The 12,071-nt window shown below is 69.2% G+C and carries 12 protein-coding genes; 7 read left to right on the forward strand and 5 right to left on the reverse strand.

Annotated features, from left to right (window positions below; all coding sequences use genetic code 11):
* Positions 1-217: 217 nt before the first annotated feature.
* Positions 218-2,299 (reverse strand): methionine--tRNA ligase, encoded by a 2,082-nt coding sequence (metG, locus tag LRF89_RS10265; protein ID WP_338018520.1) that lies wholly within the window; start codon positions 2,297-2,299, stop codon positions 218-220.
* Positions 2,300-2,323: 24 nt separating this feature from the next.
* On the opposite strand from metG, the gene LRF89_RS10270 reads away from it, so the two are divergent.
* Positions 2,324-3,046, forward strand: coding sequence for a hypothetical protein (locus tag LRF89_RS10270; protein WP_238637020.1), 723 nt, complete (start codon positions 2,324-2,326; stop codon positions 3,044-3,046).
* A 45-nt stretch (positions 3,047-3,091) separates the two neighbouring features.
* Here the strand turns inward: LRF89_RS10270 and LRF89_RS10275 are convergent, their stop codons facing one another.
* Entirely contained in the window at positions 3,092-3,955 is an 864-nt protein-coding gene (locus LRF89_RS10275) for an undecaprenyl-diphosphate phosphatase (RefSeq protein WP_238635183.1), read from the reverse strand.
* Positions 3,956-4,390: 435 nt separating this feature from the next.
* On the opposite strand from LRF89_RS10275, the gene LRF89_RS10280 reads away from it, so the two are divergent.
* From LRF89_RS10280 to dcd, 5 genes are all read left to right on the forward strand, one after another.
* Complete coding sequence (locus tag LRF89_RS10280; RefSeq protein ID WP_201241791.1) at positions 4,391-5,056, forward strand: CBS domain-containing protein; 666 nt, start codon at positions 4,391-4,393, stop codon at positions 5,054-5,056.
* Positions 5,057-5,107: 51 nt separating this feature from the next.
* Positions 5,108-6,457 carry a magnesium transporter gene (mgtE, locus tag LRF89_RS10285; RefSeq protein ID WP_201169021.1) on the forward strand — a complete coding sequence of 450 codons (1,350 nt, stop codon included), beginning with the start codon at positions 5,108-5,110 and terminating at the stop codon, positions 6,455-6,457.
* Positions 6,458-6,523: 66 nt separating this feature from the next.
* Complete coding sequence (locus LRF89_RS10290; protein ID WP_238635182.1) at positions 6,524-6,769, forward strand: CopG family transcriptional regulator; 246 nt, start codon at positions 6,524-6,526, stop codon at positions 6,767-6,769.
* Positions 6,770-7,207, forward strand: a complete 438-nt coding sequence (locus LRF89_RS10295; RefSeq protein WP_238637021.1) for a TA system VapC family ribonuclease toxin — start codon at positions 6,770-6,772, stop codon at positions 7,205-7,207.
* 63 nt (positions 7,208-7,270) lie between these two features.
* Positions 7,271-7,840, forward strand: coding sequence for a dCTP deaminase (gene dcd, locus LRF89_RS10300; RefSeq protein WP_238637022.1), 570 nt, complete (start codon positions 7,271-7,273; stop codon positions 7,838-7,840).
* 9 nt (positions 7,841-7,849) lie between these two features.
* On the opposite strand, the gene LRF89_RS10305 is transcribed toward dcd, so the two are convergent.
* The 3 genes from LRF89_RS10305 to purM all read right to left on the reverse strand — a co-directional run bounded on the left by LRF89_RS10305 (position 7,850) and on the right by purM (position 10,679).
* Positions 7,850-8,617 carry a DUF3108 domain-containing protein gene (locus LRF89_RS10305; RefSeq protein WP_238637023.1) on the reverse strand — a complete coding sequence of 256 codons (768 nt, stop codon included), beginning with the start codon at positions 8,615-8,617 and terminating at the stop codon, positions 7,850-7,852.
* A 353-nt stretch (positions 8,618-8,970) separates the two neighbouring features.
* Positions 8,971-9,639, reverse strand: a complete 669-nt coding sequence (purN, locus tag LRF89_RS10310) for a phosphoribosylglycinamide formyltransferase (RefSeq protein ID WP_238637024.1) — start codon at positions 9,637-9,639, stop codon at positions 8,971-8,973.
* The gene (gene purM, locus LRF89_RS10315) at positions 9,636-10,679 is read right to left on the reverse strand and encodes a phosphoribosylformylglycinamidine cyclo-ligase (protein ID WP_238637025.1); all 1,044 of its coding nucleotides are present in this window, start codon (positions 10,677-10,679) and stop codon (positions 9,636-9,638) included. The genes purN and purM overlap by 4 nt, the downstream gene beginning before the upstream one ends.
* Positions 10,680-10,963: 284 nt before the next feature.
* Between purM and LRF89_RS10320 the strand changes: the two genes are divergently transcribed.
* On the forward strand, positions 10,964-12,067 hold the full coding sequence (locus tag LRF89_RS10320) for a DUF2066 domain-containing protein (protein ID WP_238637026.1): 1,104 nt from the start codon (positions 10,964-10,966) through the stop codon (positions 12,065-12,067).
* Positions 12,068-12,071: the final 4 nt, after the last annotated feature.

Consider the following 12,071-nt stretch of genomic DNA (forward strand, 5'->3'; position numbering starts at 1 on the left):
AGGAGAGGTTCGCGCTGAACCCCCTTCCGGGCTGCGCTGCTCGGCACGCTCAAAAGGCCACCGGGTCCCCACCGCCACAACCGCCCACGCGGTCTCCGCGGCCCGGGCGAGCAGCGCAGGGGACGCCGCCGTCAGGCAGCGCGCACTCAGCGGCACCCGGCACCCCTCACCCAACCAACGCACACCCGAAACCCCGCCGGATCGCAGCCAGAACGGGTTACTTCACCCGCATCCCCGGCTCCGCACCGTCCTGCGGACCGACCACCCAGAGATCCTCACCGCCCGGCCCGGCGCAGAGGACCATGCCCTCCGACGTTCCGAAGCGCATCTTGCGCGGCTTGAGATTGGCCACACAGACCACCCGCTTGCCCAGCAACTGCTCCGGGCTGTACGCCTGACGCACCCCGGCAAAGACCTGACGCGTCTCGCCGCCGAGATCCAGCTCCAGGCGCAGCAGCTTGTCGGCGCCCTCCACCGTCTCGGCCACCTTCACCTCCGCCACGCGCAGATCCAGCTTGGCGAAGTCCTCGATGGTGATCTGCTCATCGATGGGGTCCTCGGCCAGAAGGCCCTTCGGCGCCTCGCTCTGCGCCTCGGTTGATGCCAGGGTCTCCTTGGATGCGTCCACGACGGCCTCCACTTGTTGCGGGTCGATCCGCGTCTTCAGCGGCTTGAACTTGTTGATGCCGTGATCGAGCAGCGGGGCCTGCACGTCCGCCCAGCTCAGCGGCTCGATGTTCAGGAACGCCTCGGCGTCCTCGGCCAGCCGCGGCATGATCGGCTTGATGTACAGGACCAGGATGCGGAAGAGGTTCAGCCCCATGGTGCAGATCTCCTGCACCGCCTGCGCCTGTTCGGGGTCCTTGATCCGCTCCCACGGCTTCTCGGCGTCGATGTACTGGTTCGCCTGGTCGGCCAGGTGCATGATCTCGCGCACCGCGCGGGCGTACTCGCGCTGCTCGTAGAGCTCGGCGATGCGCTCGGCGCTGGCGGTAAAGGTGCGGAACAGCTCCGGGGCGCTGAGCCGCGGCGCCAGGCGGCCGTCGAAGCGCTTGGTGATGAACCCGGCACAGCGGCTGGCGATGTTCACCAGCTTGCCCACCACATCGGAGTTGACGCGTTGGACGAAGTCGTCGAAGGAGAGGTCGATGTCCTCCACCGAATCCGAGAGCTTGGCCGCCGTGTAGTAGCGCAGGTACTCCGGGTCCAGGTGCTCGAGGTAGGTGCGCGCGGTGATGAACGTCCCGCGCGACTTGGACATCTTCTGCCCGTTGACGGTCAGAAAGCCGTGGCAGTAGACGGCCGTCGGGGTGCGGTAGCCGGATCCATGGAGCATCGCGGGCCAGAACAGGGTGTGGAAGTAGGCGATGTCCTTGCCGATGAAGTGGTAGAGCTCGGTCTCGTCGGCGCGCTCGGCATCCCAGAAGGCGTCGAAGTCGATGCCGCGCTCCTCGGCCAGACGGCGGAAGCTGGCCATGTACCCGATGGGCGCATCGAGCCAGACGTAGAAGTACTTTTCCTCGGTGCCCGGGATGCGGAAGCCAAAGTACGGCGCGTCGCGGGAGATGTCCCAATCGCGCAGCCCGGCCTCGAACCACTCGTTGAGCTTGTTGATGATCTCCGGCTGCAGGTGCTCGGTGCTGGCCCACTGGCGCAGCATGGCCTCGAAGTCCTGCAGGCGGAAGAACAGGTGCTCGCTCTGGCGGATTTCCGGGCGTTCGCCGGAGATCACCGAGACCGGATCCTGGAGCTCTGCGGGGGTGTAGGTGGCCCCGCACGCCTCGCAGGAGTCGCCGTACTGTTCGGCGGCGCCGCAGCGCGGGCAGGTGCCCTTGATGTAGCGATCGGGGAGGAACATCCCCTCGCCTGGGTCGTAAAGCTGCTCGATGGTGTGGCGCTCGATGTGGCCGCCGGCCTCCAGGCGTTGGTAGATCAGCTCGGCGAAGTGGCGATTCTCCTCCGAGTGGGTGGAGTGGTAGCGGTCGAAGCCGATGAGGAAATCGGCGAAATCGGCCTGGTGGCTGGCGGCCATTTCCTCGATCAGCTGCTCCGGCTCGACGCCGCGCTCCCGTGCCTTCAGCATGATCGGCGTGCCGTGGGCGTCATCGGCGCAGACGTAGTAGCATTCGTTGCCGCGCAGCCGCTGAAAGCGAGCCCAGATGTCGGTCTGGATGTACTCCACCAGGTGGCCCAGGTGGATCGGGCCGTTGGCGTAGGGCAGGGCGCTGGTGACGAGTATGCGGCGTGCCATATCTCCGGATTCGGTTTGCTGTGCGGGAAACCGCGCATTATGCCAGATCCCGCAACATGAACAGGAGGCAGTATGCAACGTTACGGTGGGTGGATGGCGGCGGCCGCCGGCCTCGGCGGCGCCCTGGCCAGTGGCGCGGCGCTCAGCGGGCCGCTGCCCGGCGACGCCTACGACATCATCGAGGCCGAGCTGATCGACCGGCGCAGCGGCACCGTGGAGCTCTGGCACCAGGAGGTTGATCGCAGCGACGCGGACCGGGTGGGCACCTTCGGCGCCCTGACCACCCGCGGTACCGGCAATTGGCAGACCACCGTGGGCCTGGGCACCGAGGGTGTTGAAGACGATTACGCCCGTGCCTTTCTCGATGTCGAGGGGCTGTGGCTCTGGCGCGACCGCCGCCGCGACGGCTTCGGGTTGGGGCTGGCCGCCGGGGCCGACTACGACATCAGCAACGACCAGCGCCGCGACCACTTCCTGCTGGTGCCGCTGACCGTGGACTGGGGCCAGCGCACCACGGTTCACGCCAACCTGGGCGTCAACCACAACCGCGAGGCCGATGACACCGACGGCATCTGGGGCCTGGGCCTGGACTGGCGTTTCACCGAGCGCTGGGACGTGATCCTTCAGGTCAGTGGTGATACCGAAAGCGACAACGACGCCCGGGGCGCCTTCGGGGTCCGGCGCAGCCTGCTCGACGACCTGGTCCAGGTCGATCTGGCCTACGGCCGGGAGATGTCCTCCGGCGAGGACGACGAGTTCTACCTGGGGGTCTCCTTCGACGCCATCCGCTTCTGACCCCACCGGCTGGCGGGTATCGGCGCCCGCCAGCCGGGTGAGGCCCTACATGGGCAGGTCGATCCAGCCGAAGAGGATCGCCGCGGCCAGGGCCCAGACGTAGAAGGAGAAGACCTTCAGCTGGGCCCGGTAGAGGAAGTAGATCACCAGCTTCAGCGACACGATGCCGACCACCGCGGCGACCACGAAGCCAGTGGCCAGGGCGGCAACGCTCACGCTCTCCAGGCCGCCGAGCCGGTAGACCTCGATGGCCTGGAGCAGGGTGGCCGCGCAGATGGTCGGGATGGCCAGAAAGAAGCTGTACTCCGCCGCCCAGCGCCGCTTGAGACCGGCGAACAGGCCGAAGACGATGGTCAGCGCGCTGCGCGAGAGCCCGGGCATGAGCGCGAAGCCCTGGGCGATGCCGATGATCGTCGCCGTCCCCACCCCCGTCTGGCGCAGCCCGCGGCGCCGGGGCGGGAGCTTGTCGGTCCAGAAAAGCAGGGCGCCGGTGAGGATCAGCGTGAAGCCGATCATCCACGGGTTGGCGAAGACCTGTTCGAAGACGGCCTTCAACGTCAGCCCCACCACGCCGGTGAACAGCACCGAGAGCATGCCGAGCAGGAACAGCCGGGCGTAGAGCGGCGGCCCCTGGAAGCGTCCGGCCCGGGCCCAGCCGTAGGCGTCGCGCAGGCTGTAGCGGGTGAAGCGCAGCAGGCTCGGGGCAAAGACCACCACGATGGAGACCAGCGTCCCGACGTGGACCACCAGGTTGAACAGGATCATCTCGGCGCTCTCTGGTGCCGGCATCGGGTGGTCCCGGCCGATCAGCCAGTGCTCGAGCAACACCATGTGGGCCGTGGAACTGACCGGCAGGAACATGAAGATCCCCTGCACGACCCCCAGCAGCACGGCGATCCAAAGGGCCATCCGGCGTGCTCCTCATCTGTGTCGAACCGAAGCCGGCTTTCATACGCGAGGGGGGCGGGCGGGTCAACCGTGATGCGCCGCAAAAATTGACGCAAGCGCCGCCTGCCGCTATTTTAAGGACCGATCTCAGCCGACCGAGTGTGTGGATGGCCCCCGGGGCCGCCTGAACGGAACGAATGGATAGCCAAGTACCGAGTACCAGCGCCGTGGCCCCGGACCCCGTGTCCGGCGCGCTGCGGCACGACCGCCACGCGGCGGGCCGCTCGGCCCGGGTCTGATCCGACCCGGCCCTGCCCGGAGCCCGCCGCGACGGCGCTCCGCAACAGGCAGGGCCGGGGGCCTCGCAACAGGCAGGGCCTCCCCCTGATACGAATCCACGCGGCGCGGCTGCATGCGCCGCTGCGTGCCGCTGCACGCCAACAGGGAGGAGTCGCCATGTTCGACAAGCCGCGCACCGCCGCCACGGACACCCGCCACGCCACCGATGAGGCCATCGCCCGCGCCCGCCGCCTGGCGCAGCAGCCCATCCGCGAGGCCGCCCGCGAGGCGCAGCACACCCCGCTGCACGCCTTCGCCCGGGTCGCCCGCCACCTGCCGCGCGATGTCTACCGCGATCTGGAGCGCCGCCTCCCCGAGGAGCGTCGCCAGGCCCTGCGCCATCTGCTGACGCTGCCGAGCGCCTGCGTCGGGGCCTGCCAGAGCGACGACTTCGTCCCCGTCAACGACGCCGTGCCTGCCGCGGCCGCCGCGCGCATGCTCGACGCCCACGGTGGCCGCGAGGCGTACGTTGTCCAGGGGGATGGGCGTTACCGTGGGGTGGTGGCCCGCGGCGTCCTGCAGGACGCCGGCGAGACCCCGGTGGGCCGCCTGGCCGCATCGCGCCCCTCGCTCGAGGAGCTGGACGACGCCCCGCACGCCGTGCGCACCATGGATCGCGCCGGGACCGACGAACTGCCGGTGGTCGATCGCTACGGGCGGCTGACCGGGGTGCTCCGGCGAGCGGCCGTCCAGGCGAGCGCTCCGGAACGCCGGGGCTGGCTGCCGCGCCTCGGCCTGGGTGGCCGGTTCCGCCGTGGCGGCGCGCGCGGGCAGGGCGGCTGACGCCGCCCCGAGGTAAGCCCAACCAAGAAGACGCACGACAAGGAGCCAAGCATGGCCTACGAAGAGCTGCTCGACGAGATCCGACAGCTCCTCGATGGGAGGCGCTGGAAAGACGTTCGCGCTCGCATCGAGGAGCTGCCGGATCAGGACATCGCCGAACTGATCCTCAGCCTGGAGAAGTCGCAGCGTATCTTCCTGTTCAAGCTGCTGCCGCGGCCGCGGGCCTCGGAGGTCTTCTCGTACCTCTCCGGGGACAATCAGGACGCGCTGCTCCAGGATATGACCGACCACGAGACGCGGGAGATCGTCGCTGCGCTCACACCGGACGATCGCACCGCGCTGTTCCAGGAGCTGCCCGCCGAAGCCACCCAGCGGTTGCTCGAACTGCTGCCCCCGGGGGCGCAGCGCGAGGCCCGCGAGCTGCTCGGCTATCCGGCGGAGAGTGTGGGCCGGCTGATGACGCCGGACTACATCGCCGTACGTGCCGACTGGACCGTGGAGCGCAGCCTGCAGCATATCCGCGGCCAGCGCGAGAAGGCCGAGACGGTGAACGTGATCTACGTCACCGACCGTGACGGACGCCTGCTCGACGCGCTGACCATCCGCCGTTTCATCGTCGCCTCGCCGGAGACGAAGGTCGAAGAGCTGATGGACTATCACTTCATCAGTGTCTCGGCGTTCGAGGATCGCGAGAAGGCGGTGGAGACGGTGCAGCGCTACGACCTGACGGCGCTGCCCGTGGTCGATACCGAGGGGGTGCTGCTCGGCACCGTGACCCCGGACGACGTCATGGACGTGGCCGAGGCCGAGGCCACCGAGGACTTCCAGAAGGTCGGTGGTGTCGGTGTGCTCAACTTCAGTATGCGCGACGCCAGCATGAAGCTGCTCTACCAGCGGCGGGTCGGCTGGCTGGTGCTGCTGGTGTTCATCAACATGTTCGGCGGCGAGATCATCGCCTCCTTCGAGGAGACCATCGAGGCGGTCATCGTCCTGGTCACCTTCCTGCCGCTGGTCGTCGACACCGGGGGCAACGCCGGCACCCAGTCGGCCACGTTGATGGTGCGCGCGCTCGCCACCGGGGATGTCAAGGCACGGGACTGGTTACGGCTCTGGGGCAAGGAGGCCGGCGTGGCCATCGCCCTGGGTCTGACCGTGGGCCTGGCGGTCTGGGCGCTGGGGCTCTACCGCGGCGGCCTGGACATCGCCTGGGTGGTCGCCTTCGCCATGGTCGCGGTGGTCTTCATGGGCAGCATGATCGGCATGCTGCTGCCCTTCGGCCTGGCCCGGCTGAACCTGGACCCGGCCACGGCCAGCGCGCCGCTGATCACCTCCATCGCCGACATCGCCGGCATCCTGATCTACTTCACCATCGCCACGGCGATGCTCGGGCATATGCTCTAGGCGGTTTGTGAGGGGGGGATTACTGAGCTAGGCTAACGTCGATCAAGGCTTCGAGGAGATGCCTGCATGCGGACAACGCTGGATATTGACCCGGATATCCTGGAGGCCGCGAAGGAGTTGGCGCGGCGCCGGAACTGCTCCACGGATCAGGTGGTCTCGGAGGCTATCCGGCAGGCGCTGGAGCGGGACCGGAACCCGGAGCGTCGGCCAGTGGCAGGTGTTCGCGTCGGGGGGTTTCGCCCCTTCCCGGCGCGTTCTCGGCCTGTGACCAATGCGGATGTCGAAGCCTTACGAGACGAAGAAGGGGAGTAGGTGAGGGCGCTTTTAGACGTCAATGTCCTGATTGCGTTGCTTGATGGGGGACATGAGTTCAACCGGTTAGCGACAGACTGGCTTGAAGCGCACTTGGATCGGGGCTGGGCATCCTGTCCGCTGACTGAAAATGGTTGTATTCGCGTCATGTCGCAGCCCCGATACCCCTGCGCGCTTCCCTCGTCTGAAGTTGCTGAGCGCCTCTCGGAGGCGACCCGCGATCCTTCCCATGAGTTCTGGGCGGCCGATACCAGTCTGCTTGAATCCGGACGGGTGGACTGGGGGCGGCTGTCTGGCCATCGGCAAATTACGGACGCCTATTTGTTGAGTCTCGCGGTGGTTCACAGCGGAGCGCTGGTCACTTTCGACCGGCGTATTGGGCGGGAAGTTGTCCCGGCCGCGGGGCCGGAGCATTTGGTCATCATCCCTCATCACTAGGGGGCTGCTAGGCGGTGTCAGTTGGCGGTCGGCCTGCGGTTTGGATGATTTTCGGGAGCGTGTATGACGATCAAATCGGACCGGTGGATCCGGCACATGGCGCAGGAGTACGGCATGATCGAGCCGTTCGAGCCGGGTCAGGTGCGCGATACGCCAGAGGGAGAGCGCGTCATCTCCTACGGGACCTCGAGCTACGGCTACGACGTCCGCTGCGGCAAGGACTTCAAGATCTTCACCGACATCAACTCCGCGGTGGTGGACCCGAAGGACTTCGATGCCGCGAGCTTCGTGGACGTCCACGGCGACGTCTGCATCATCCCGCCGAACTCCTTCGCCCTGGCCTACACGCTGGAGTACTTCCGCATCCCGCGGAACGTGCTGACCATCTGCCTGGGCAAGTCGACCTATGCCCGCTGCGGGATCATCGTCAACGTTACGCCCCTGGAGCCGGAGTGGGAGGGGCGGGTGACGCTGGAGTTCTCCAACACCACCCCGCTGCCGGCGAAGATCCACGCCAATGAGGGCGTGGCGCAGATGCTCTTCTTTGAGTCTGACGAGCCGTGCGACATCTCCTACGCCGATCGGGGCGGCAAGTACATGGGCCAGGACGGGGTCACGCTGCCGCGCTCCTGACCGCCGGCCTCAGTCGTCGCGAATCGGCCCGCTGACGTCGGTCAGCTCCATGACGAAGGTGCGTCCGCTGTCGGCGTGCTCAATCTTCACCGGCAGGTTGTGCATGCGCCGGTAGACCCACGCGTTGGACTCACGGGAACTGTCGCCGTCGCGCACGCGCTGGATGCGCTCGGCCCGGTAGGAACCGGCGGCGACCGAGACGCGCTCGCGGCCCTTGCGCTCGAAGCTGTAGTCCGAGATCTCCCCGTCGTCGGCGATCCGGTAGGTCAGCACCCGGTCGAAGGTGGCCGAGAGATCGCGCATGATCAGAAGCTGCGGCAGCAGCCGGTCCACCGCGCCTTCCTCTAGGTCGATGCGCTCGCCGTCTTCGAAGGTCACTTGCCCGGCGTCGTGGTCGAAGGTGATCTCCTCGTGGCGCTCGTCGCGGCCCTCGCGCTTATGGATGAAGCGCTCCGGCCGCAGGGTGCCGTCCTCCAGGACACGCCCTTCGCTGATATCGGTCAGGTCCGTGCCCAGCACCGCCCGGGCGAGCCCGCGGGGACGGACGAACATCTCGTAGCGGTAACGGTCATCGCCCAGATACTCCAGCTCCAGCCGACTGGTGCCCAGGGTCAGACGCCCGTACTTCACCTCATACTCCGCCCGGAACTCGGGGATGCGCTCCGCCTCGGCCAGCGCGGCGGGGGCGGCCAGAGAGGCTGCCGCAACCAAAAGACCGGCGGCCAGCCAGACGGACAGCGAGCGGTGCTTGGGCGCAGGGTGTGTTCGGTGGCTCATCATCTCTCCTTCCGGGCGGGTGCGGTCCTTCTGCCACCTTGGGCAGCCGGGAGGGCGGGAGGTTCGCGGTGCCTGCGCGGCCTCCCCGCTAGTCGATCTCTTTGAGGGCGGCTAGGCACCGTCCGGGTGGGCCCCCTGGGTCGAGCCTTCAGGGCGCGCCGAGCAGCGCAGCCCCGGCGGGGGATCCGCGCGAACCCATCGTGGTTCGCGCGGATCAGCGAGGTTTTGTCCGAGCGGCGCGTCAGCGCCGCGAGTTAAGCGAGCGGCCCCGCCGGGGTGAGCAGCACAGGGGACCCCGTAGGGGCGCGTCCTGCGCTCGACCCAGGGGGCCCACCCGGACAGTGCTCGCCCCCCTAGAGTGAATCGACCGCATCCTCCGCCCGGATGCGCACCGGCCCCGAAAGCACCCGCCCGTCCAGCTCGACCCCGGCTTCCGTCAGCGCCAGCCGCCCCTGCGCCAACCAGCGCACCGCCAGCGGATAGACCCGGTGCTCCTGCACCTGCACTCGCTGCGCCAGCGCCTCGGGCGAATCCCCGGCATGGACCGGCACCACCCCCTGCACGATGGCCGGGCCGGCGTCGAGCTCCGGCGTGACGAAATGCACCGTGCAGCCGTGCTCCTCGACCCCCGCCTCCAGGGCCCGCTCATGGGTGTGGAGACCGCGGAACTCCGGCAGCAACGACGGATGGATGTTCAGCAGCCGCCCCTCGAAACGCTGGACGAAGACCGGCGTGAGGATGCGCATGAAACCGGCGAGCACCACCAGATCCACGCCCACCGCCTCCAACTGCTCAACCAGGGCGCCGTCGAAGGCCTCCCGGTCGGCGTAGAGGCGATGGTCGACCACCGCCGTGGGCACACCGGCCGCCTCGGCCCGCTGTAGCCCGTAGGCATCGGCCCGGTTGCTGAGTACGCAGGCGAAGGTCCCGGGCAGCTGCCCGGCGGCGTGCTGGTCGAGCAGGGCCTGCAGGTTGCTGCCGCTGCCCGAGAGCAGGACGGCGATCCGCGGGCCCTGGCTCACGGTGCGGCCCCGTCGATGGTCAGCCGCGGCGCGCCGTCGTCGGCGGCGACCACCTCGCCCAGCCGCCAGGCGGACTCGCCCTGCTCCTCGAGCACGGCCAGGGCACGCTCGGCGTCGGCGGCGTCGACGCAGGCCACGAAGCCGACGCCGCAGTTGAAGGTGCGCAGCATCTCACCACGCTCGACGTTGCCGGCGCGTGCCAGCCAGTCGAAGACCGCCGGCCACGGCCAGCGCTCCAGCGCCGCCGCGCAGTGCTCGGGCAGGACCCGGGGCAAGTTCTCCGGCAGGCCGCCGCCGGTGACGTGGCAGAAGGCCTTGACCGGCACCGACTCGGCCAGCCGCAGCGCCGGGGTGACATAGATGCGCGTCGGCCGCATCAGGTGATCGGCCAGCGACTCGCCCTCCAGGGTCTCGTCCAGTGCCCCGGGGTGGCGCTCAAGGATCTTGCGGATCAGCGAGTAGCCGTTGGAGTGCGGGCCGGAGGCGGGCAGCGCGATGAGCACGTCGCCGGGGGTGACGGTGGTGCCCTCAATCAGTTGCTCGCGCTCGACCACACCGACGCAGAAGCCGGCCAGGTCGTAGTCGCTGTCGGCGTACATGCCGGGCATCTCGGCGGTCTCGCCGCCGAGCAGCGCGGCGCCGGCGTCGCGGCAGCCAGCGGCGATGCCCTGCACTACGGCGGCGGCGGTATCCACGTCGAGGCGGCTGGTGGCGTAGTAGTCGAGGAAGAACAGCGGTTCCGCGCCCTGGACCACCACGTCGTTGACGCACATCGCCACCAGATCCGTACCCACCCCCTGGTGGCGGCCGGTCTCGATGGCCAGGCGCAGCTTGGTGCCGACCCCGTCGGTGCCGGCGACCAGCACCGGGCGGCGGTAGCCGTCGGGCAGCTCGACGAGGCCGCCGAAGCCGCCGATGCCGCCGAGCACCTCCGGGCGGCGGGTGGACTCGACGGCCGGGCGGATACGGCTGACAAGGTCGTTACCGGCGTCGATATCGACCCCGGCGTCGCGATAGGTCAGCGGGCGTTGCTCTTCCAAGGCGGTTCTCCTGGGGTGTACCGGTGGGCAGGGCTCGTAAGCCAATGCCGCGTAGTATGACGCCCGGCCCCCGGCGGCGCCAAGCGCCCGGCTGAACGCGGGCGGCCGGGGTTGCAGGGCGCCCTGATGCCACGGCGTCGGTGCAGCCTGTCGGGCCCCGGCGACGTGGATCGCGGCTCCATGGGGCCCCGTGGCTCGTGGTATGTTGGACAGCAGGCGTGCGCTCTGCACCCTCAATGATCCACCCTGAACCCTGACCCCTACGGATGACCGACAGCCCGCCCATGAGCACGGCCGCACCCTCCGCCCCCGATCGTCTTCACCCCCGTCGCCGCGCCCTGCCGGTCGTGGTCCTGGCCGCCTGCGCCCTGCTCGGGGTGGGTACGGCGGCGGCGAGTGATCTCTACACCGCCGAGGTCCGTGTGGACAGCCGTCAGGACGCCGAGCGCGAGGCGGCCGTCGAGGCCGGCCTGGAACGGGTCATCGGGCGCATGGTGGGGGTCTACCACGGCTTGGAGGACCACCCGGCGGGGGAGCTCCTCGACGACGCGGAGCGCTATCTGGAGAGCTACCGCTACCTGCGCCTGGACGATGGGCTGGCCGTGGAGCTGCGCTACGAGGGCGGGGTTTTGCGCCGCCACCTGGGCGAGCGCGACGTGGCCGTCTGGGGCGAGCACCGGGCGGCGATCCTGCTCTGGGTGGCCACGGAGATCGACGGTCGGCGTGATCTGCTCGGCTTCGCCGCGGCGGGGACCGAGGGCGAGGTGCTCGAAACGCTCCACGACGGGGCCGAGCAGCGCGCCCTGCCGCTGATGTACCCGACACTGGATCTGCGCGATCGGCAGGCGGTGGGCTTCGTGGACATCTGGGGCGGATTCGACGAGTCGCTGCGCGAGGCCTCGCAGCGCTACGGCAGCGCCGCGGTGGTGGCGGTGGGCCTGCGCAAGGCGGGTACCGGCGCCTGGCGGGCGCGCTGGACGGTGCTCACCGGCGAGGACGCCCTGCAGCATCACACCGGCCCGGGTGAGCTGGAGCGCGTGGTGACGGAGGGGCTCGATGAGGTCGGTGGCGCCCTGACCCGCCGCTTCGCCGTGGTCCCCGGTGAGCACGACGGCCAGCAGCTGGAGATCGCCCTGACCGGCATCGACGCCGTGGAGGATTACCTCGGTGCGGTGCGCTATCTGGAGGAGGTCACCGGCGTCGAGCAGGTGGATGTGCAGCGCATTGCCGGCGATCGGGTGACCCTGCGTCTGCTCCTGGCGCGCAGCCCCGAGCGGGTGGCCGAGGATCTGGACGACGCCGAGATGCTCTGGCCGGAGGCCCTGCCCGCCGCCGAGGTCGGCCCCGGCGGCGGGCAGCTGACCCGCAGCTACCGCTGGCAGCCGTAGCCGC

The sequence above is a fragment of the Halorhodospira sp. 9621 genome, from assembly GCF_022228055.1.
GTDB classification, from domain to species: Bacteria; Pseudomonadota; Gammaproteobacteria; order Nitrococcales; family Halorhodospiraceae; genus Halorhodospira; species Halorhodospira halophila_A.